At 36.8% G+C, this 22,794-nt stretch carries 18 protein-coding genes, 1 tRNA gene and 2 pseudogenes; 17 read left to right on the plus strand and 4 right to left on the minus strand.

The annotated features are described in order from the left end of the window. Nucleotides 1–11: 11 nt before the first annotated feature. On the plus strand, nt 12–2,156 hold the full coding sequence (locus G7062_RS06750; RefSeq protein ID WP_166065152.1) for an ATP-dependent RecD-like DNA helicase: 2,145 nt from the start codon (nt 12–14) through the stop codon (nt 2,154–2,156). 169 nt (nt 2,157–2,325) lie between these two features. On the opposite strand, the gene mscL is transcribed toward G7062_RS06750, so the two are convergent. Further along, on the minus strand, nt 2,326–2,733 hold the full coding sequence (gene mscL / locus G7062_RS06755) for a large-conductance mechanosensitive channel protein MscL (RefSeq protein ID WP_166065153.1): 408 nt from the start codon (nt 2,731–2,733) through the stop codon (nt 2,326–2,328). 98 nt (nt 2,734–2,831) lie between these two features. Between mscL and pepD the strand changes: the two genes are divergently transcribed. Next, nucleotides 2,832–4,256 (plus strand): beta-Ala-His dipeptidase, encoded by a 1,425-nt coding sequence (pepD, locus tag G7062_RS06760; protein WP_166065154.1) that lies wholly within the window; start codon nt 2,832–2,834, stop codon nt 4,254–4,256. 7 nt (nt 4,257–4,263) lie between these two features. Here pepD and G7062_RS06765 read toward each other — a convergent pair. Beyond that, a pseudogene (locus tag G7062_RS06765) lies at nt 4,264–4,956 on the minus strand (IS3 family transposase); the annotation flags it as partial. 50 nt (nt 4,957–5,006) lie between these two features. Here G7062_RS06765 and G7062_RS06770 point away from each other — a divergent pair. Continuing rightward, nucleotides 5,007–5,243 carry a hypothetical protein gene (locus G7062_RS06770; RefSeq protein ID WP_166063871.1) on the plus strand — a complete coding sequence of 79 codons (237 nt, stop codon included), beginning with the start codon at nt 5,007–5,009 and terminating at the stop codon, nt 5,241–5,243. On the opposite strand, the pseudogene G7062_RS06775 reads toward G7062_RS06770, so the two are convergent. Further along, nucleotides 5,203–5,621: pseudogene (locus tag G7062_RS06775) on the minus strand (IS3 family transposase); the annotation flags it as partial. The gene G7062_RS06770 and the pseudogene G7062_RS06775 sit on opposite strands and share 41 nt — an antisense overlap. A gap of 273 nt (nt 5,622–5,894) precedes the next feature. Between G7062_RS06775 and G7062_RS06780 the strand changes: the two are divergent. From G7062_RS06780 to G7062_RS06835, 12 genes are all read left to right on the plus strand, one after another. After that, nucleotides 5,895–6,269, plus strand: coding sequence for a hypothetical protein (locus G7062_RS06780; protein ID WP_166065155.1), 375 nt, complete (start codon nt 5,895–5,897; stop codon nt 6,267–6,269). Nucleotides 6,270–6,577: 308 nt separating this feature from the next. Continuing rightward, nucleotides 6,578–6,664 (plus strand) — tRNA-Leu (locus G7062_RS06785). A 929-nt stretch (nt 6,665–7,593) separates the two neighbouring features. Then, nucleotides 7,594–8,439, plus strand: a complete 846-nt coding sequence (locus tag G7062_RS06790) for a glycosyltransferase family 2 protein (RefSeq protein ID WP_166065156.1) — start codon at nt 7,594–7,596, stop codon at nt 8,437–8,439. 916 nt (nt 8,440–9,355) lie between these two features. Beyond that, nucleotides 9,356–9,628, plus strand: a complete 273-nt coding sequence (locus G7062_RS06795; RefSeq protein WP_166065158.1) for a hypothetical protein — start codon at nt 9,356–9,358, stop codon at nt 9,626–9,628. A 61-nt stretch (nt 9,629–9,689) separates the two neighbouring features. Beyond that, nucleotides 9,690–10,814, plus strand: a complete 1,125-nt coding sequence (locus tag G7062_RS06800) for an exonuclease SbcCD subunit D (RefSeq protein WP_166065159.1) — start codon at nt 9,690–9,692, stop codon at nt 10,812–10,814. Continuing rightward, nucleotides 10,811–13,903, plus strand: a complete 3,093-nt coding sequence (locus G7062_RS06805) for an AAA family ATPase (RefSeq protein WP_166065160.1) — start codon at nt 10,811–10,813, stop codon at nt 13,901–13,903. Before G7062_RS06800 ends, G7062_RS06805 begins: the two co-directional genes overlap by 4 nt. Before the next feature lie 62 nt (nt 13,904–13,965). Then, nucleotides 13,966–14,934 carry a nucleoid-associated protein gene (locus tag G7062_RS06810; RefSeq protein WP_166065161.1) on the plus strand — a complete coding sequence of 323 codons (969 nt, stop codon included), beginning with the start codon at nt 13,966–13,968 and terminating at the stop codon, nt 14,932–14,934. Nucleotides 14,935–14,944: 10 nt separating this feature from the next. After that, a complete protein-coding gene (locus G7062_RS06815; RefSeq protein ID WP_166065162.1) occupies nt 14,945–15,391 on the plus strand; it encodes a DUF1801 domain-containing protein in 447 nt (148 codons plus the stop codon). A gap of 75 nt (nt 15,392–15,466) precedes the next feature. After that, nucleotides 15,467–16,168: a GntR family transcriptional regulator gene (locus G7062_RS06820; RefSeq protein WP_166065163.1), complete on the plus strand. Its 702-nt coding sequence runs from the start codon at nt 15,467–15,469 to the stop codon at nt 16,166–16,168. Between the two features lie 115 nt (nt 16,169–16,283). Beyond that, nucleotides 16,284–16,841, plus strand: a complete 558-nt coding sequence (locus G7062_RS06825) for a carbonic anhydrase (RefSeq protein WP_166065164.1) — start codon at nt 16,284–16,286, stop codon at nt 16,839–16,841. A gap of 73 nt (nt 16,842–16,914) precedes the next feature. Continuing rightward, nucleotides 16,915–18,516, plus strand: coding sequence for an ABC-F family ATP-binding cassette domain-containing protein (locus G7062_RS06830; RefSeq protein ID WP_166065165.1), 1,602 nt, complete (start codon nt 16,915–16,917; stop codon nt 18,514–18,516). A gap of 9 nt (nt 18,517–18,525) precedes the next feature. Beyond that, the gene (locus G7062_RS06835; protein ID WP_166065166.1) at nt 18,526–19,977 is read left to right on the plus strand and encodes an LCP family protein; all 1,452 of its coding nucleotides are present in this window, start codon (nt 18,526–18,528) and stop codon (nt 19,975–19,977) included. A gap of 61 nt (nt 19,978–20,038) precedes the next feature. On the opposite strand, the gene G7062_RS06840 is transcribed toward G7062_RS06835, so the two are convergent. Further along, nucleotides 20,039–20,263, minus strand: coding sequence for a hypothetical protein (locus G7062_RS06840; RefSeq protein WP_240915931.1), 225 nt, complete (start codon nt 20,261–20,263; stop codon nt 20,039–20,041). 165 nt (nt 20,264–20,428) lie between these two features. Between G7062_RS06840 and G7062_RS06845 the strand changes: the two genes are divergently transcribed. Together G7062_RS06845 and G7062_RS06850 are read left to right on the plus strand one after the other, a co-directional pair. Continuing rightward, entirely contained in the window at nt 20,429–21,742 is a 1,314-nt protein-coding gene (locus tag G7062_RS06845; protein ID WP_166065167.1) for a PTS sugar transporter subunit IIC, read from the plus strand. Beyond that, nucleotides 21,742–22,779, plus strand: a complete 1,038-nt coding sequence (locus tag G7062_RS06850; protein ID WP_166065168.1) for a MupG family TIM beta-alpha barrel fold protein — start codon at nt 21,742–21,744, stop codon at nt 22,777–22,779. Before G7062_RS06845 ends, G7062_RS06850 begins: the two co-directional genes overlap by 1 nt. Nucleotides 22,780–22,794: the final 15 nt, after the last annotated feature.

Raw genomic sequence — 22,794 nt, forward strand, 5'->3', positions numbered from 1 at the left:
GAGGTGATTCTATGGAACAAATTGTAAAAGGGTCAGTTGAATCAAAAATATTTCTAAATGAACAATCTGGATTTGGTATCTTCCGGATTGTTCTTTTCAATAGCAATCAAAAACCTTTAATTATCAAAGGACCACTTTCGACACTTGAGGTTGAGTCGTTCTATGAGTTTAGTGGTTATTACCGTGAAGATCCCCGATATGGTATGCAATTTCAAGTGGAATCGTTTAAGAAAATGCTGCCACAACATCGTGATTTTATTGTGCGTTTCTTAAGTGGACCAAATTTTCCTGGAGTGGGCCAAAAGTCTGCAGAAGCAATTGTCGATGCCTATGGCGAAACTGTCCTTGATGATATTCGAGAAGATGAATCATTTGTTCTTCAAGTCAAAGGTATCACACCAGTGAAGGCGACTATGATTCTTGAGAAAGTACGCTACCAAGACCCGATTGAGGACGCAGTATCGTTTCTAATTGCAAATGGTCTTGGTAACAAACAAATCTTAAAAATAACCAAGGCCTATGGGGAAGACTCAATTCGTTTGATAAAGGAAAATCCGTATCGACTTATCTATGATATTGATGGTATTGGATTTAAGACTGCTGACAAGGTTGCGATGTCATTGGGATTCGACCTTGACCATCCGCTTCGCGTCGAAGCACTAATATTGGATCGTTATAAAACAATTGCTTTTGGCAATGGTGATAGTTATATTTCTAAAAAAGAATTATTCAAAGATGTCCGTATTGGTGACCCTGAATTGGTTGAAAGCGCATTTGACGCTTTAATTGAAAAAGGTGAACTGGTTTGGGATGAAGATCGCTTGTATCACTACACGCAGTTTGAGAGTGAAGTTAATGTTGCGAAGACATTGGGTGATTTTTCATTCACAGGATATGACTTTGATCTGGATGATTTTGATGGTAAGATAGCAGAAATTGAAAACACACTCCGTATTGATTTTGATGACCATCAAAAGACAGCTATTGAAACCTTCCTTAAAGAGGATGTCATGATACTAACAGGGGGTCCAGGAACTGGAAAGAGCACACTACTTTCGGGGATTGTGACGCTTTTACAGACAAATATGCCCTGGTTACACATTACCTTGTGTGCGCCAACGGGAAGGGCTGCAAAGCGATTGGAAGAATTGACGAATGTCCAAGCCGCAACCGTGCATTCTGTGTTGAGGTGGGACTTGGAATCGAATAAGTTTGGTGTTCATGCTGAGAATCCACTTGAAACAGATGTCCTTATTGTTGATGAGTTTTCGATGATTGATGTTTGGTTACTATCCAATCTCTTAGATGCTTCAAACAATGTTAAGAAATTCTTATTTGTGGGCGATCAAAACCAACTGCCTTCAGTTGGAAGTGGTTTTGTCCTGGGTGATATGATCGCCTCCGAATCATTTAAGGTTATTGAGTTAGAACGAAATTATCGCCAAGAAGCGGGATCTGAAGTTATTGATTTGGCGATGAATATGAATCAAGGCATTTTTGATGTTCACAACTACAGCCGCGATGTTAAGTTTTTTAATTCGCGTTATGGTCCTGTTAAGGATATTGTACTAAGAGTCGTGGATGAAGCATTATCTCGCGGCTATGACTTGAGTGATATCCAGGTACTTGCACCGATGTACAATGGACCTGCAGGAATTGACAATCTCAATCATTTTCTTCAAAAAATGTGCAATCCTGAGAATAGCATGAAACCACAGATCATGGTCGGCACACGAATCTTTAGAGAAGGGGATAAGATTCTCCAACTTAAGAATCAACCCGATGATTTCGTTTTCAATGGGGACATTGGAACTCTTGTTGAGGTTGAACCACGCCGTTTGGTTGTTGATTTCGAAGGGAATTTTGTGGAATACGAACCTGCAGATTTTATTAATATTACACTTGCATACGCCATGAGTGTTCATAAGGCTCAAGGAAGTGAATATCCAATTGTGATTCTTGTGGCGGTTCAAGATTTCTTCCGCATGCTTTCAAGACGTCTTTATTATACAGGAGCAACCCGTTCATCAAAGTCACTTGTGTTGGTGGGAGAAGAGAAAGCATTTGAACGTGCTGTCGCAAATCATCAAGAATCCATTCGTAAAACGTATTTGAAACAACGCCTACAACGGATCGTCGCACAACAAAAATCATAATCGTAAAGGATGTTTTACGTTTCAAAATATTTATGTTATAATCATTATTGTCTGAGACGTGATGAATCTTAGACGATGGTGGATTTGGTTTGGGAGACAAAATTCATAATTTATGGTCTGATGACTATAAATAAAAATAACACCGCTATAATGGTGTTATTTTTTTTTGTTATTTTTGTTTTTTCAGTTCTTTGAGAATATCTTTCAAAAGCTTTACTTCTTCACTTGGCTCTGCTGGCGCTTCGTCCACAGCTGGAGCTGACTTCTTTGTGAGCAGCTTATTCATAAGTTTTACTGCTACAAAAATACAGGCAGCAATAATTATAAAATCGACAGTATTTTGTAAGAATGCACCGTAATTAAGTGTAAGTGGATTTGTGCTGTCATCACGAAGAACAAGTTTTAAACTATCGAAACTTCCTCCACCGGTTATAAGTCCAATGATTGGCATGATGATGTCCGCTACAAGCGAAGAGACAATCTTTCCAAATGCTCCCCCAATAACAACCCCAACTGCCATGTCAATAACATTCCCCTGCATGGCAAACTCCTTGAATTCTTTGATAAAATTCTTCATTATACATCTCCTCCTTTGTTATAAGTTTACTCAAAATCATCTTAAGATGAAAGAAATATGATATATTATTGGTAAAGATTTTAGAAAGAAGGTTAATTATGAACGAATCAGTAGTCATGAAGTATTTTAGAGAAATCAGTGCAATTCCACGCGCTTCCTTTAATGAAGAAGGTATGCGTGATCATCTCGCAGCTTTTGCGGATACATTAGGATTGAAATATGTCACTGACCATCTCTTTAATATCATTATTTTTAAACCCGCAACTGCAGGATATGAAGCTGCGCCGGTTGTGATGCTTCAGTCTCACACAGATATGGTTGCAGAAACAAATAAAGGCAGCAATCATAACTTTGATACCGATCCTTTGGATTTGTATATTGAAGAAGGTATCCTCCATGCTCGTGGTACTACTTTAGGGGCTGATGATGGCGCGGGAGTTGCATATATGATGGCAATTCTTGCTGACACAGAAACGGGTCATCCGGCCTTAGAATGTGTCTTTACGGTTCAAGAAGAAACCGGATTAACCGGTGCAACAGAACTTGACACATCAATGTTAGAAGCATCTTTATGTATCGGACTTGACGGGTCTGGAGAAACAGAGACATACGTATCCTCTTGTGGGGGTGTTCGTGGTGCGCTTACACGTACAGTTAACTATGAGTCGGTAACGATGCCAACGGTTACTGTTCGTATCAGAGGCCTCCTTGGAGGACACTCAGGTGGCGAAATTGATCAAGAACGTGGCAATGCTTCGAAACTTGCTGGAATCATCATGCGTCGTGCTTTGGATCAGTTTGCATTCCATGTTGTAGCAATTGATGGTGGATTGAAAGAAAATGCCATTACTCGCGAAAATGATTTTACAATTGCTCTGTCTGATCCTGCTGTGTTCACAACCTGGTTTAAAGGCGTCGAAAAAGAATTGCAAGAACAATATGAATTCTCCGACAACGGCTTAAATTTTATTATCGAAACGGGTTCTACTACACAAGTCTTATCTGAAGTAGATACAGAGGCAGTCGTTAATACGTTGTTTATGCTCCCATATGGTGTAATTCAAAAGAGTAAAGCTATTGCCGACCTTGTTATTACATCGGCAAATATTGGAACAGTTCGACTTGATGATGAATGTTTCAAAGTGACAGTATCATTACGTGCTACACAAGGTTTTGTAATTGAAAATATTATGCGTCAAGTTGAATGGGTTGCATCAACAAATGGGTTAAGTGTCGAATTTAGCTCTCGTTATCCTGGTTGGAATTATGATGCAAATTCAAAATTCCGCGAAAGAACACTTGAAGTTTATAAAGAAATGCGTGGGGAAGCAATGGAAACTGTTGCGACACATGGCGGACTTGAGTTGGGAATCTGGAAAGGCAAAATGCCAAATTTGGATATCGTAAGTTTTGGTCCAATTATGTTTGACATTCATACTCCGGACGAACGTCTTGATATTGCTTCCTTTGATCGCACGTACCAATTCATGGTCGCATTACTCGCATCACTTAACAACTACTAACACAGGACTACCTGTGTTTTTTTATGTTATAAGTCAAAAAAAGTGGGTAAGAATGAACTGACCTAGTTCGATGGGAATAAATAAAAAGGTAAGTTAGGATTTCATTGTAGTATTTTAAATAGTTTATCACAGTTTGTGATACAATTTCTGTAGAACTTTTAAGTTCTGGATTTAACTCGAACGTCTCAGACTTTAGTGAGGAATGGAACGATTCGATAGGAGCATTATCAGCAGGTGTCCCTCTTCGAGACATACTCATGATAATGCTTTTGTTTTTTACTCTCAATTGATATTCTTTTGATGTATATACGCTGCCCTGATCTGAATGAAGAATACAAGCTTTGTCAATCTTCGTAAGCTGATTCAATGTATCAATTACACACGCTAAATCGTGTTTATCACTTAGCGTTGAGGCAATGATCTCTCCGTTATATAAATCCATAATCGTTGATAAATAAAGCATTTTAGAACCATATGGGATATATGTTATGTCAGTAACCAACTTCTCTAAGGGATTCTTTGCTTTAAAGTCTCTATCAAGTTTATTATCCATGATTATCGGTTGATACCTATACTTCGTGTTTCGTTTCACTTTTACTCGACTTTGACATTGATGTTTCTGCATTATTCGCCGAACTGTGTTCTTATTGATAGTATATTTTTGTTACATTAATGCAATAATTTTACGATAACCGTATCTATGTAGTGCACCCCGTTATTTGGACAACAAATAATGGAGGTGCTTTTTTAATGGCAAAACTAACACGAGAACAAAGATTAGAAATATATGAGAAGAAAAAGGAAGGAATAACCCGTGCTGCCTTATCTTTGGAATATGGTATCGATAGAGGAAATATTCAGTATTTAATCAGGCTAATTGACCATCATGGCCCAGATATACTTCGTAACAATCAATATGATTACACTCTTCTTTGTCTGAGTGTACTTGTTTATTCCATCTATAATAGGATGAATTTGAAACATTAGGCAAACCCAAAATATCTTTTACAGGAATCACAATTCGATATTCATCAACAAGATCAACGACTATTTTTGGAACCACTTCCTTTCTCTTTCCAAATACTTTTTTAGGAGTTCAATTTGTTGCTTTAGAGATTTGATTTGAAGATTAAGCGTCTCTTCAACAGTATCACCTTCAGGGCCTTTACCATATGAGTACTGTTTACCTACGGGTTGAGTGAATCGAAAGTGCTCACCGTTTCGATACCATCTCCACCAAGTTTCTATTTGGGTGTCATTTTTGATCCCTAAAGACTCCTTAATATATTTGGTTGAGTATCCCTCATGTTTTATTTCAATAACTTTCATCTTTGTTTCGTAACTATGCATAATTCGTGTTCCCATAAGAAAACCTCCTGTATATTGAATCATTTTACAATAATTCGTATACAAGAGGATTTTTATTTATTCCCAATATGCTGGGTCAGTTCCAAATATTGAAACGAATTTTTTCAATGTTTAAGAAACGTCAAATAGGGGATCCTGTAGTAATGAAAGTACCAATTCAAGAGGTTGAAATTGAAGCATTTGTTCCTTTTTTGAAAAGAAGTAACGTTTACACTTCCGTCGGAATTTGTACTAGCACAAGAATCGTATGTTAGTTCGATGAGCAATATTTTGGAATTACAAGGTGACGTATTAGCGAAGGCAATTTTTGGGGATGCAATGGAAGTCGTTGAGTGGAGCAGGGAAGCTTTTCATCTCATGTTTGATGAAGAGGATGTTCCCGAAGAGACTGCAGAATTTATGGAAATCTGGAATTCCGGGAATACTGATGAATTTACTGAGTTTCTGAATCGTTGGTTCTCAAATGATGCGTCAATTGCTATTGCATCAAAGTTAAAAGAGCGTCAAAGCACGCATTCATCGCTTAAAATTTGCAGGTTCAAACAGCACAAATCGTTCATGATCTCGGATTATCTCGCGATAATTTTGGCAATGTTGTGTTGGTTGTTAGTGATAGAATTAATGAGGCTCCCCAAACAGTACTAAACTATATGCGAGTAGATCATATTGGATTCAGAATTTTGGAGAAGTTGGAAATATGGATAGTAAGTTTACGATGCGATTGGGAACCGGAGCATCGTGTTGCATGGATTGTAAAAGATGGTCAGCCAATCTAAGTTGGTTCTGATCCATATTCAATCAGTGATGATATTTTAAGCCAACGGAATACACTTCGTTCAAGTTCACATTAGTGTGATTCTTAATCGTGTTCTCCTAGTTATTAAATTATTGTGACAGTATTTATCAATATCTATTGATTTCATCGACCATTTGATTTATTATATTAAAGCAATGCCCGAGTGGTGAAATCGGTAGACGCACTGGACTCAAAATCCAGCGAGGTAAAACTCATGACGGTTCGAGTCCGTCCTCGGGCACCATAATAATAATAATAATCAAAAGCCTATTGTTGTCAAAATATAGGTTTTTTTCTATTTTAAGGGTTACAATGTGATAAAAATATAGTAACACAATCAGACTATATCATTTTAAATTACGATTATGCAGTAAAGAGTCATCTCTAAGTGTAGACAGGTAAATAATGAGAACTTACTAATTCTCCTGAGAAAGTTACGTAGTAAGAAAATTATGGAATCGAACTGTTTAACTTAGGCAGTTAATGGTACATTATGCTCTTACTCTAGATTTTTGTCATGAGCTTTTGAATCGAATGACATTATATGATTGGGACACTTGGCTTGATGGCTATAATGAATTGGGCAAATGGGTGGAATATTGAACAGATTACTTACTATAGCAAAAGAACATAATTTTAATGAATTATTTATTACTCTTAATAAAAGAGATATCTATTCTTTGCGCTCAATTATATCAAGTTGTGATTTTCTAGAAATATAACGGAAAACAAAGCAATTCCTATGGATGGCTCTTAATTATTAAATTCTACTCAACCTGATAGTTTGTTTCTCATTTGACGATGAAAAGCCTAATTTTATGTTGTCAGTATAAGTCATCTAGTGGATAGAACTTTATAGACCGGTAAACGCTCATTATCTGCTATATAACCTTGTTCTACTATGTCATCATTTCGTGGTGAACTTGGCGTATTTATTGGTGTCGTATTGTAAATAATTACTCAATAATTTACAGTATCAACCTTATTAACTTTCATATAATAAATATCGGCGAGCATGATAATGTTTCATCATATGGGTCAATTCCTTAACTTAATTATGGTTTCACATCGATTGTAACGCCTCCGGTAGTTTATACAATGATTTCTTAGATTTCGTTGCCTTATCAAATTGTTTAAGTCATAATATGACTATAACTATATTAGGAGAGAATAATGAATAAAATATCCGCAATAATCGTTACATTTAACCCTGAGCTAGAAAGATTTAAATTCGTTATCAATTCGGTTTCCACTCAGGTTAATAATCTTATTATCGTTGACAATGGTTCAAGTAACATTGGCGATTTAAAGGTTATGTTTAACACTGACGATTTCAATGGTGAAATTATTGAAAATGGGAAAAATTTAGGAATCGCAGAGGCACTGAATATAGGGATTGAGCATGCAAAGCAAGAAGGAACTGAATGGGTACTTACCCTGGATGACGATTCAATTTGCTCTAATAATTTCGTACAAAGTGCACTTGAAATAATAGATGAAAACCCAAACCAATTTGCTCAAATATCGACAAATGTTCAATATTCATCGGCTAGAAAAAATGAATCCAACGATACGTTTACGAGAATTAAACTCTGTATAACCTCGGGATCAATCCTAAATGTTAATGCTTGGGAAGCTGTTGGAAAGTTCAATAAGGAACTCTTTATCGATTATGTTGATTTTGATTTTTGTTATCGATTAGACAAAGCTGGCTACGTAACCATTAGAAACAACAAGTCATTCATAGACCATCAGCTGGGAGAGGAAACCAAGGTTAATATGTTTCCTTTCATATCAAGGTATAAAGTAGTGACTTATAACTATAGCCCAATACGAACGTATTATTATACTCGAAATCGTTTATACTGTATTCGAAAATACTGTGGGTTTAGTCAATCGATAAAGCAATTACTGAGTCTAGTTCGTTTTAACACAAAAAAATTACTCTATGAAAAAAACAAAGGAAAAAATATTCGGGCAATTATGAGAGGTACTATTGATTCGTTCAAACTCAAATAATGGTGCATTCGATAATACAAATCGAAATTTTTCTCATTTAGAATGAGAAAAATATAAAGTACATAATAATATATTATGCTAAATAATGTTGATTATGGTAGGAAAGTAAGGCTCGTATGATTAAACCGTCATAAGTAGTCTAATTCAGTGATGCGTAAAATTTTTAAAATAAGGAAAAATCGGTAGTTCTTATATTATTTCAAATGAGCGAGTTGTGGATTGCAATGAAAGTGATATCCAGATAGTCAACGATAATCATGGTAATTGTTGAGCGTGCAAGAAAGCAATTCTAGCGCGAGAAGAAATCAACATATTGTTCAGCCACATGTCTCGAATATTGTGTAGTAATGGCGTATGTATCTATCTATATAAACTGAAAGTATCGTCCTCACAAATGAAAGGTTGGTGAAATTACGAGTTCAAATGGACCTAATCTAGAGGTGACAATCCAAAATGATTTGATGTTTTAGTGAGTAGTTTAGCTTATTTAAGAGTAGGTTAAGGTTAAAACTATAGGTGAAGCATCATTGATTTCCATAATTGTTAGGCAGAGGATTTTATGTTTGGAAAAGAAGAATACTGATTGAGTCAGCAAATTTCTAGTACGAATACAGGGAAATTATGTAACATTCATCATTTTACCGATACCGTGTAAGTGAATCCGATTTTGTTCGCCGCCGACGCAATATCAACGGTTGCATTGCTCGGTCATTAAGCCGTAAATCTAATGCACATGAATATGCCATGGTTGAGGCGTAATACAATTAAACCTGAGTTTTCTAGAAGACACATCTTCTCAACTTTTGAGGAACTGGACTATGACCTCAGTTTCTCTTTTTTTATTGCTTATCTAAAGGTTTTATTCTTGAACTAATTTGCGCCAACATGTACAGTTTAGATAACAGAAATGTGGAGGATGGTTATCCAATTTATTCCGTTTAAGTATCATTGGGTTGCACGCAGTGTTTTTAGAGGTTCAATTATGGTAGGGACTGGTTTTATTCTCATTAACCAAGTTGGTGAAGAGATTCGCAGTACGATTGTTCGGGGACATGCATTAAGTCTGCAACCGTTACTGAATGTAACACTCGTGATAGCAATCAATAATATTGTTAAGGCGCTATCTGATACTATTGAGGCAGTAATCGAAGGTGTTCAAGGAAATGGTGAAGATGAAAGCAAGAATTAATTACTTTCGAAGCAGTCTTATTGTTCACGGATATGCTATCATTGTCTAAAGAGGTAACTTTATGAAGATTGTACATATCGCCGACCTGCACATTGGTCGAAAACTTATGGAGTTCAACTTGATTAAAGATCAAGAATATATATTCAATCAAATTATAGATATTGTGCGGGACAGACACGCAAATGTTGTCATTATCGCCGGTGATATTTATGATAAGGCAAGTCCAAGCGAGGAAGCATTTCGTCTATGGGATTCTTTTTTGCTTGCATTGGCGGCTCTAGATATTCATGTAATTGTCACAGCTGGAAATCATGATTCACCCGAACGCCTTGGGATCGGATCACGCCTATTAAAAAACCAAAACATTCATTTTTCTACTGAGTATTCTGGAGTGATTGAAATGGTGCAAATTGATAGTGTTGATTTTTACCCGATTCCGTTTGTAAAGCCATCATCCGTACGCAATGCATCACCGGATTTTTCAGGGCAGACATACGAAGATGCATACCGATTTATTATTGATAATATTGAAATCAACCCACTACGGAAGTCCGTCCTTATTGCGCATCAATTTTTCATCAATGGTTCCAGTTCTCCAATGTTGTCAGAATCGGAGGTAGCACCAGCTGTCGGTGGATTGGATGCGATTGATGTTGAATTGCTCGATAAATTTGACTATGTTGCGTTAGGTCATATCCATCGTCCGCAGAAAGTTGGTCGCGATACTATTCGATATGCGGGTTCACCATTAAAATATTCATTTTCAGAAGTGCGTACTGAAAAGAGTGTTGTTATGCTTGAAATCAATGAAGTGATAGATTTTGAAATGATTCCGTTAATTCCATTGCGAGATGTTCGAGAAATTGTCGGCTATCTTGATGACTTAATTTTGGTGGCTGATGAAAAATCACGTCATGATTTGATCCATGTGATCTTGAAAGATGAGCGGGATGTATTTGATGCTATGGGAAAAATTCGCTCTGTTTATCCCAATGCTTTAACATTGGAGTTTGACAATGCAATAAGAGAAAGTGATGTTAATTTAAAACGTGCAGAAGTTCTTCTTGAAAAACAACCCCTCGAAATGTTTTCTACATTCTTTGAAGAACAATTAGGACGACCGATGGAGAATGATGAAACAGCTGCTGTTACTATGATATTGAATGAAGTTGAGGAGAATCAATGAGACCCATTACACTAGAAATATCCGCATTTGGTCCTTATGCCAATAAAACACGTGTTGATTTCACACAGTTTGTGGATGGGCTTTTTCTGATAACCGGAGATACCGGAGCGGGTAAGACAACGATTTTCGATGCGATTTCATATGCTTTGTATGATGATGTTAGTGGCAATGTGCGTGGTAAGGATACGATCCGAAGTGATTATGCGCGACCAGAGGATGAAACATATGTAAGTCTTACGTTTTCACATCGTAATTTAACATATTCGATTCGTCGTTCACCGCGCTATATGAGGCCAAAAACACGCGGCGAAGGTGAGACTGAGCAAGCACCTAAAGTTTCATTAATTCTTCCAGACGGCTCTGAAATCGATAACCTTAACAAAGTAAAACACATGGTTAATGAATTGTTAGGTATGGACGAATCCCAATTCAAGCAGATTGTGATGATCGCCCAAGGAGAATTCCTAAAACTCTTGAATGCAACGAGTAATGAGCGCTCGGATATTTTTCAAAAAATATTTGATACCAAAGTTTATGCTCGTATTCAAAAAGAATTGCAAAACAAATATAAAGAAACACAGAAATTGTTGGATGCTTACAAAGTGGATGTTCAAAAATTAAGTGCAGGAATTGTAGGACTTGATGATGCGAGGAAAGCTGAGCTCAATGTTTACAATGTGAGCAGTGTTCTTGAAATATTAAACTCATTAATTGAGACTTCAAAGCGCGAAATGGATGAAAATAATGTAAAATTAGGTACACTTGCAAAAAAACATGAATCTATGATGGTTGCTTTGACGAAGCACCAATCACGGGTTCAAGATACGGAAAAATTGCAGAGAGCGAGGGAACTAATTCACACTCGTTTTGAAACAACGAATGTCATCACAAACTTAAGTGCAAAGATTGCGATACAAAAAAAATACCGTGATACAGTCAAACCGTTATATCAAAGGTTTGTAATTGAAACGGACCGTTTTCAAGGTTTAGAGTTGCAATATCGAGCTATTGAAAGTGAGTCTACAGTCAATACGCAAAAACTATTGGAGTACGAAGAGGCATTAGCACCACTCCAAATCGTAAGTGAAGGATTTGTTGCGCGCAAACTTCAAGTTGAAAAGTTGAGTGCAAGTTTAAATATGTACGCTCTCATGGATACACTACTTCTTGAGCAGAACAAACTAAAGAAGGAACACCTCGAACTCGATTCATGTATCGAGTTTGAAGAAAAGCGAATTACGAAGACGCGTCTCGCAATTGAACAAGCTACCTTGAGTCGCCAAAGAATTAGCGAATTAACAATTGAGAGCAATGCACTGGCTGCAGACTTAACTCAGCAAGAGATAACATATAACCTTCTTCAGGCACGGGAAAAACTATTGGAGCACCGCTTCTTGCTTAGTCATGATATTGAGAAAGAAACAACACTTTATCTCAATATTGAAAAAGAGTATGAAACAAGTACACATGAGTTTAGTGTGGCTGAATCTTCATTTTTGCGTAATCAAGCAGGGCTTTTAGCTAAAACGCTTCTTTTGGACAAGCCATGTCCGGTTTGTGGATCATATGATCATCCTGCTCCTGCTCTTCTGCCAGAAGATGAGGTGAGTGAGAAAATGTTGGATGACATGAGAAAAAGTAGAGATGTGTTGTATGTCCAACTTCGAAAGGCATCTGAGGTGCTTAAAGTGAGCAACACACGTGCCGAAAGTCTCGATATATCAATCTCATCAAATGATGATGAACTGTCCAAGCAGTCTGTATTATTTGAATCTTTGGATGTTGCAAGTGAAACAATTGAAATGACGAAAGTAAATATTTCTGTTATTTTTGAAGCGATTCAGCAACTACAGGATACAGTAATTGATGTTGAGAAAATGAAAGAGTCGCTAGTATCGTATGAATTGTCACATAAAGAGAAAGAGCAACATTTAGACGTTATCGTCAAACGGTTAACTGAGTTGAATGTTGAAATTAAGTCGAAACAAGAAAATCTTGATTTTGAAACATCTACTGAAGTCGCAAAGCAAATTGAGCGATTGCAAAAATCATTAGATGATGATGAGGGAGCTTATGCTTCGCAGAAACAAAAAGTTGCCGATATCTCGTTGGTGATTGCAGGCAATCGTGCAAAACGTGACCAATTGAAGCAACAAATGGCAAATCAGCAGCAAGCTTTAAGTGAATCTGAAGCAGCCTTAAGTGACGCAATTTCACAAATTGGTATCGAAACCATTGATGCATTTAAAGGAGCACTGCTCAGTGATCATGACTTTAATGCACTGACAGCGCTCTATGATGATGCGATTTTAGAACGTGAACGACTCCTTGAAGAGATAAAGATTCTTGAAAAACGTATTGATGATACACCTGCGATTGATGAAGAAACTCTAAAACTTGAGAAGTCAAAGTTGGATCTTGAAATTGAGCAACGTCGCCAACAAGATAAATCATTGAATTATTCCCTTATCACAAATTCTGGGACACATGAGCGACTCGTTAAGATTCAAAATAAAACAAAAGATTTGGAAGCTACATATGCAATGCTAAGTGATCTCTCAAAGGCAGCCAATGGTGAGTTGCTTGGAAAAGATAAAATAACCCTTGAACACTATGTTCAATCTGCGTATTTCGAATACATTATCAATGAGGCAAACAAACGATTTAGACGTATGACGCGTGACCGTTTTGAGTTGGTAAGACAAGAGCAATCAAACAATCGTTCAGCGAAATCGGGTCTTGATTTAGATGTAATGGATTATTGGACCGGAAAACGTCGTTCAGTCAAATCATTATCAGGCGGAGAATCATTTAAAGCTTCCTTATCGTTAGCGTTGGGACTTTCTGATGTTATTCAAAACTTTTCTGGTGTTGTTGCCGTTGAAGCAATGTTTATTGATGAAGGGTTCGGCACGCTTGACGAGACATCATTAAATGATGCCATCGATACGCTTCAAGAACTCGCAAGTAATTCTCGTTTAGTGGGAATCATTTCGCATGTTCCGGAATTGAAACAACGAATTGAACAGCAATTGGTGATTCATAAACATGAAAATGGAAGTTCGATTGAGCAGATACGAATTGTGTAAGTTTATCCTTACATCTATTAAACTAAAGGTGCTATAATACTTACACAAAATTGGAGGCGGCTATGGACGTAAATAAAGCAATAATACACGCAATTGATAGCGATTTAAAATCAGTTATTCTATCTGAATTTCCCATGAATCTTAACAATGCTAAAGCGATTGAGACGTATATCTTAAAACTTGTAAAAGGATTAGTAGGGAGTACATCGTCTTCGAAGGCAAAACTTGGAGAGAACAGTTCGCTCAATAATTTGTTGAATACGCAATTAAACTTTGTTGAGTCGACACAAAAAATAGCCCGCGAGTGGTTTGAGCACAATGTGCAATCCATGGATTATGTTGGAACTAACCTTATATTTGCACTTATTGACCTTGATGAGTCTGTGGCATTGGTAATGTTTGAGCTCTTAAACAAAGATGGTTTTATCAAAATTACGCAAAATCAGCATGGTGTAGAGAACTCGTTGGTTCATAATCACGCAATACTACCAAGCACATTTTCAAGTATTCCAGCCGCTTTTATGCTAAATCTTGGGTCCGCAGAATTAACACTGAAATACAACGCAGAAAATAAAGACCGCATTGAATCCTTACTCGATTGTACGATCATTGCTAACTCAAAAGATTCGTTTCGTGTCGTAGGAACGTTGGTTGATTACATTTCCGAACAACGAGATGAAGATGGCTTCAAGAATATTGTTAAGGCAAAGCAAGTCATTACAGATAATATTGAGTTTTTTGATGAGATCGAACCAAAACAAATTTTAAAAGAAGTCTTTGAAGATTTAAGTGATGATGAGGAGTCGATTGTAAGTGCAACGTTTGAAGATCATAATGTTGTTGATATGATTGATCTAAAGACAATGAAACGCACATCTGTTGCAAAACGTCATCGAATTAAAACAGAATCTGGCATCGAAATTATTCTGCCGCTTGATATATTGGATGTCAGTGATATTGTTGATATAAAAACAGATATAAATGGTCGGGTTACTATTGAATTGAAAGATATAGGGAAAATTGTTGAATAGGAGAGATAGTATGGGACAAGACATTATTGACTACATATCTAATATTGATGTTAAATACCGTGACGTTTATATAAAACTCATGAATATTGTTGCGGATGCAATTCCAGAAGGTTTTGAATTACAAATGCTTTATGATATGCCAACATATGTTGTACCAAAGTCTCGCTATCCTCAAGGGTATCACGTAAAACCGGAGTATCCGTTGCCGTTTTTATCACTGGGTGTGCAAAAGGGACATATTGGCATCTATCACCTTGGCATCTATATGGACCCACAACTACTAGCTTGGTTTGAAAAAGCATACGCTGAAACAATGCCTACAAAACTAGATATGGGAAAATCTTGTATTCGTCTAAAGAATCCCAACACAATACCTTTTGATTTGATTGCCGATTTGGTACAACAGGTAACTGTTGATGAATATATTGATAGGTATGAATCTAACTCATCCCGTTGATTATAATAATATAAGAATCCGTTGTAACCCTTATCAAAATACTGTAAACTATGTTTAGAGAGTGGGAGGTTATCCATGAAAAAGAAAAAGTTAATGTATGTTGAAATTGCAATTCAGTTAAAGAACGATATCCTCGCTGGAAAATATCCAATGGGTTCCTATATCCCAACAGAACGCGAATTGGAAGAAACATTCAATGTAAGTAAAATTACGGTTCGAAATGCTGTAGAAATCCTTGCAAATGAAGGCTATGTAGAAAAGAAGAGTGGAAAAGGGACAATCGTCATTAGTAATCGTCTTTTTAATAAACTCTCAAAAGCTGCCTCTTTCTCATCAATTCTAGAAGAAAATCATCAACTTGAAAAGGAACTTATCGGGATTGAGATTGTACCAACCGATCCAAATTCAAAACTACGCCATACCTTTGGTGATGAAGTAACGTGCCTAAGAAGAATGTATTATCTTGATGGTAAGCCATATATCACATTCGAACATTATTTTCCTGTGATGATGATAAAAAATGCAATCAATGAAATTGAGCAAGATTCACTGTACAAATGGCTTGATCAAAAAGGGTACGATGTGGCTAAATTCCAGGATAAATTTTATGTTGTAACCAAGGCGAAAGAGTATATTACTAAAATTCTTGCTACTGCTGATACCCCATTGTTATGTCGGGAACGAACAACTGTTGATGCTGATGGCGATGTTGTAGAAATTTCCTACGGTTACTATGACTCCACGACAATGCCTTATATTATTGAGTACGAAATCTAACCGAGTTATCTCGGTTTTTTTGTGATTTCGTTTCGTAGTTTATGATTATAAATTAAAGAGTGTTTCGGTTTCAGTCGCAAATTCACTATGATATAATCGCAACGAGGTGGATGTTTTGAAAAATGAAATGAATTGGCAACAATCATTGAAAGAACTTCAGGATGGTAACGAAAGATTTCGAAAACAAGTTTTACGCAATGCAGCACATAGCAGTGAATACTTACAATCACTTGTGTTAGGGCAAAAGCCCCACGCTGTAGTCGTTAGTTGCTCGGACTCTCGTGTGTCTCCGGATTTAATCTTTGATGAGCGTTTGGGTGAGATATTTATCATTCAAAATGCAGGAAACATTGTTGATGATACGGTAATAGGTAGTATTGAATTTGCGATTGAGAGTCTGGGTAGTGCACTTGTAGTTGTGTTAGGTCACAGTGATTGTGGCGCAGTGACTGCTGCATCCCAGGGTGTGCATGTTGATGGGAAATTACAGTATGTGATTGATTCAATCGTCCCTCACATTCGCAAAGGAGAAACACTCGAACAGCAAATTAAGCAAAGTGCCGAAGAAATGGCAGATATTTTGCGAAATGAACCTGTAATTAAAAAGGCAGGTACGAAGGTTATTTCTGCTTATTACAATATAAACGATGGTTCAATCCAATGGATACTTTAAGAATGTTTCGACATTCTTTTTTTTCTTCTAATTTGTGATATAATTAGAAGGATGTTTTTAAAGGAGAATGCTTGTGATAAGTACAAATAATCTATCGCTTATGTTCGATGGAAAAGCTCTTTTCGAAGAGGTGTCAATTAACTTTACTCAAGGTAATTGCTATGGCGTTATCGGCGCAAATGGTGCTGGTAAGTCAACATTTTTAAAATTATTGTCAGGTGAGTTAGACCCTACCGGAGGCCATGTGTCCATTCAACCGGGGAAAAGACTCTCGTTTTTGAAACAAGATCACTTTGCTTTCGATGATTATACCGTTCTGGAAACTGTAATTATGGGTAATACAGAGCTTTATGCAATCATGAAAGAAAAAGATGAGATTTATCTTAAAGAAGATTTTAGTGAAGCTGATGGAATTCGTGCTGGAGAATTGGAAGAAAAATTTGCTGACATGGATGGTTGGAATGCTGAAACTGAAGTGTTTACGTTACTTAATGGACTGAGCGTTGATTCAAAATATCATGAAGAGAAAATGAGTAATCTTCCGGGTTCAGATAAAGTTAAAGTGTTGTTGGCACAGGCTGTATTTGGTCATCCTGATATTTTACTTCTTGATGAGCCTACAAACCACTTGGATCTCGATGCAATTAACTGGCTTGAAGAGTTTGTTATAAATCTTGATAGCACCGTAATTATGGTTTCTCATGATCGACACTTTTTAAATAAAACGTGTACACATATTGCGGATATTGATTATGGAAAAATCCAGTTATTCGTCGGTAACTATGATTTCTGGTATGAATCAAGTCAATTGATTCTTCGCCAAATGAAAGATGCCAATAAGAAAAAAGAAGAAAAAATTAAAGAACTCAAAGACTTTATTGATCGCTTTAGTGCTAATGCATCGAAATCCAAACAGGCAACATCACGAAAGCAAGCATTGGCTAAGATTAATATCGAAGATATGGTTGCATCAAAGCGACGGTATCCATTTATTGAATTTAAACCCCGTCGTAATCTTGGTTCATCGATTTTGAATGTTGACTCACTCACAAAGACAGTAGAGGGTAGCAAGGTACTTGATGCTATTAATCTGACTGTCAAAAATGATGATAAAATTGCGTTTATCAGTGAAAATGAGCTTGCATCAACAACGTTCTTTGAGTTAATCACTGGGAATATGCAACCTGATAGTGGAACAGTTCATTGGGGTTCCAGTGTTGAATATGGTTACTTTAATAAGAATTTTGATCAAGAATTTACGACTGATGAGCGTATTGTAGACTGGCTAATGGAGTTCTCCGATGAAAAAGATGAAACCTATGTGCGTGGATTCTTGGGGCGGATGATCTTCGCAGGCGATGATGCCTTAAAAAAATTAAATGTCTTGTCTGGAGGGGAGAAGGTTCGTTGCATGATGTCAAAAATGATGATCATGGGCGCGAATGTTCTAATCTTGGACGAGCCTACAAACCACTTGGATATGGAATCAATAACAGCATTGAACAATGCTCTTATTAAGTTCCCTGGAACAATTTTAATGACTTCTCATGACCACCAAATTGTCGATACAACGGCAACTCGCATTGTTGAGTTTAAGGATGATGGATCGATTGTTGATTATCTTGGGACATATGAGGAGTATTTGGAAAAGAAACACAACGAAAATAAGAAATAGAGGAATACAATGAAGAAAAATAAAGAACTGTTTGTCTTTAAAGGATCATTCATATTTTTCATTCAAGCAATTATAACGTTGTTTATCAGTGTTGCAATTTTCAGGTTGGATTTGTTGCCCTTTAAATTCATGGGAATAGTTATAGGAAGTTTACTCGTGATTCTTATGATATTTGGTTTTTGGCTCTTGAAATCAAAGAAGGGTGCATTTTTAAATTTTGGAAAAATTCTGAGTTTACTTTTAAGTTTAGTCCTTGTTATTGGAACAAACTATGTTCTAAAAGGTGATAGTTTTATTGGTTCAATTGCAGGAGCAAATCAAGATACACATGTGGTTTCAGTAATTGTTCGTAACGATAGCGATTATCGTGTTTTCGATGATGTCAAAGGTTTCGATTTTGGTGCAAATACACTAATGGATCGCGCAAACATTGATAAAGCACGTTCATTGTTTGAAGGAAAGACTAAAAATTCAATTTCTATCGATGAGTTTTCCCAATATGAATCATTGGCAAACGCACTTATTGATGGTGATATTGAAGTTATGTTTTTAAGTGAAGCACACCGTGCAGTCGTTGCGGAAGTAATGCCAGATTTTAATGAAAGTACCCGTGTTATTGATTCTGTGAAGTGGTCTGTAGAATCTAAAGTGACTGACCGAAATACTGATGTATCAAAAGACACATACAGCATTTATATTTCAGGAATCGATACATATGGACCTGTTTCCTCAGTTGCGCGTTCTGATGTTAATATGATTGTAACGGTAAATCCGCTAACAAAACAAATACTATTGACGAGTATCCCCCGTGACTATCATGTGATTTTACCTTCGTTCAATGCGTACGATAAACTAACACACGCAGGTATTTATGGTGTGGGTGAATCGGTATCAACTTTGGAGAATTTGCTAGGGATTGATATTGATTTCTATGCGCGTGTCAACTTTGATTCGGTTGAACAAATTGTTGATGCGTTGGGTGGTGTTGACATTTATTCTGATATAGCGTTTACCGCATTTGATGGACGAGAGTTTGTTGAAGGCTATAACTATGTAGATGGGGAAGCGGCATTGAGCTTTGCTCGTGAGCGCTACTCTATTGAAGGTGGAGATAATGCTCGTGTTAAGAATCAACAAGCATTGCTTACCGCAGTGCTCAAAAAAGCAATGTCACCGGCAATTATAACGAATTACAATAGCATTCTTGGATCGGTAGCGGGAAGCTTTGAGTTGAGTATGCCAGAGGGTGATTTCAAACAAGTCATAAAGAATGAAATTGATGATATGTCAGGCTTCGAAATCCTTTCAATACAATTGAGGGGATTTGGCTCGAGTAGTGATTCAACGGTTTCGATGCCAGGATGGAACCTCTATGTTATGGAACCAGATTTTGATACGGTTAACCGTGCATCAGAATTAATTCTTCAAATGGAAGCAGGTCAACGAATCTCTGTTGACTAGAAAAAACCGAATTTGCTTAATCATCCTTAATGAGAAGATAGCAAATCCGGTTTTTTTTATTTTAAATATATTCATCCGCTTTGACAGTGAACATAATAGCGCTTGCCATGGGATCTTTCTTAATTTCTGCCTTCACGAGGCGACACGCTGCTTCTTTATCTTCAGCGTCAGTTTCGAAATACAGTTTGATACCATCTTTTTTCACAAATGTGAATTTGGGGTTCTCGATTGCCTCAACAATTATCTGGATCTTCGACTGCATAATTGGACTATTTACAATAATCATTCGTATATCCTTCTTTCTTCTACCTCCATATTTTAGCAAAGAATCAACACTATTTCAACGATATTAAAAATTTATTTCAATAATTCATTAATATGCTTGAAATTAATTTCAAATACATGTATCCTATGAATGTAAGCACTCACAGGTGCACGAAAGGGGTTAAATATGGAGAATTTAACACGTTTTATAGAAGAGAAGATTGCGCCACCGCTAATTAAGTTTTCTCAATTGAAGTATGTTCAGGTCATGCAACGTACTGGACTAGGGATCATGAGTTTGTTAGTTATTGGTTCAGTATTCTTATTAGTTGCATCATTTCCAATTCCGGGTTGGACTGATTTTTTAGGAAGTTTTAGATGGACAATTGCCGCAGCATCAGGGGTCGGTACAGGGTTCATCGCATTGTATACTGTAATTACTGCATCGTATGGTTTGGTAGAGTATTACAACAGACAAAAAGGGGAGAACAATGATATTGTTCAACCAATGATCCTTGCTGTTGCATCGTTCTTATTATTAAATCCAGCACAAACTGTCACAACAATGCTTGATGGAATCGAAGGTACATTTACGGGAGTTCCTACAGCATATTTAGGAGCGGTTGGAGTTTTTGCAGCCCTAATCATTTCGATTGTTACAGTTGAATTGTATCGATTTGTTGTTAATAAGAAAATGGTTATTAAAATGCCAGAAGGCGTTCCACCAATGGTATCGCAATCCTTTATTGCTCTAATTCCAAGTGGAATTGTAATTCTATTCTGGTGGTTCTTTGGTCATGTGCTTGCAATCAACTTACCACAAGTTATTGCCGGAATCTTTACACCACTCGTTCAACAAGGGGATACGCCCTTTGTAGTTGTCATCACAACACTCTTGAATCGTATTCTTTGGGCTGTTGGTATTCACGGAAGTAACATCGTTAACTCCGTTGCTGGTACATTCTGGGGACAAATGGCGAATGAAAACTTGGCTGCGTTCCAACAATCAGGACTTATGACAGGTCTTCCATATACATTTACATCCGTTTGGATTGATAACTATATTTGGATTGGTTTATTCCCTCTCGCATTGTCATTAATTACTTCGAAGTCACCCCGTCTCAAGGGTCTTGGAAAACTCTCAATTGCTGCAGCATTATTCAATATTGGTGAGCCATTAATCTTTGGACTTCCAATTATGCTAAACCCACTAATGATGATACCGTTTGTATTAAGTTATGTCGTTTTGGCGATTGTAGCGATAATACTAACATTAACAGGTGTCTTACCGGTTCCTGCTTTGATGATTTCTTGGATTACCCCTGCACCAATCAAAACATTCTTAGCAACCAATGGTAGCGTTGTTGCAACGGTATATGTTCTTCTAGCGTGGTTATTTATGTTCGTTGTCTTCTATCCATTTGTTAAAGCAATTGAAAAAAATGATCTAAAAGAAATTGCTCAAGCAGAGGAACTTGAAGGATTGGAAACACACGTCTAATGTTGGGGATATCAAGTTACTTTAAGGATCTTGATTACGATTATTTAAAAAGAGCATCTGAAATTGGGGCGAAGTATTTATTTACTTCGCTTCATATTCCAGAGGAAGACTTGTCACAATTAGATCAAGAGCTACCAATCTTCCTTAAAACGTGCCAAGAATTAGGGTTGCAAATTGTACCGGACATTTCCCCGATTACATTTGAAAAATTAGGTGTTATAGCAAACGATTATAAGGCTCTGAAAGAAATGGGCTTTAAAGTATTACGTCTTGACTATGGTTTTGATGACTTTGATGTCATCAAAACATTATTACATGACTTTGACTTAATGCTTAATGCCAGTGTTGTTAACGAACAGTACATTGTCGATGCGAAAGCAGCGGGTGTTGACTTTTCGCGTATCTCACTGCTTCACAACTTTTATCCAAAAACAGAAACAGGTCTTTCACTTGATTATTTTAAAAAAATGAACGAGGGATTTCTTAAGCATAACATCCGTATTATGGCTTTTGTCCCAGGAGACCTTCTCAAACGTTTTCCGTTATATGAAGGATTACCTACTGTTGAGAAACACCGTCAAAAGAATCCCTATATTGCGGCAGTTGAATTGATTCATGACTGTGAAATTAGTGATGTGCTTATTGGTGACAGTAAGGCGCATTTGTCTACATTGCAATACATTCAAAGTTACATGAAAGATCGTATTATGCACATTCCTGTTGTTTTGGATGAACCATACACTGACATGTTTGATCACACGTTTACAGTTCGAAAAGACTTATCAGAAAATGTTGTTCGTTTAATAACACCACGTATTCCTAATATTGCTATTAAGGACAATAGTTATCGTGTCCGTGGTGCAATTACAATGGAAAATGAACTATCAGGTCGTTATAGTGGTGAAATTCAGTTAACAAAGCGTGACTTTCCAATGGATGCTCGTACGAACGTGCTTGGATTCATTCATCCGGATTATGTTGAATTGGTTGATTCCATTGATCGTGATACAATTATTCAGTTTGTACGCATAAATTAAGAAGGAAACTATTCC

This window comes from Erysipelothrix sp. HDW6C, assembly GCF_011299615.1.
Lineage (GTDB): Bacteria > Bacillota_I > Bacilli_A > Erysipelotrichales > Erysipelotrichaceae > Erysipelothrix.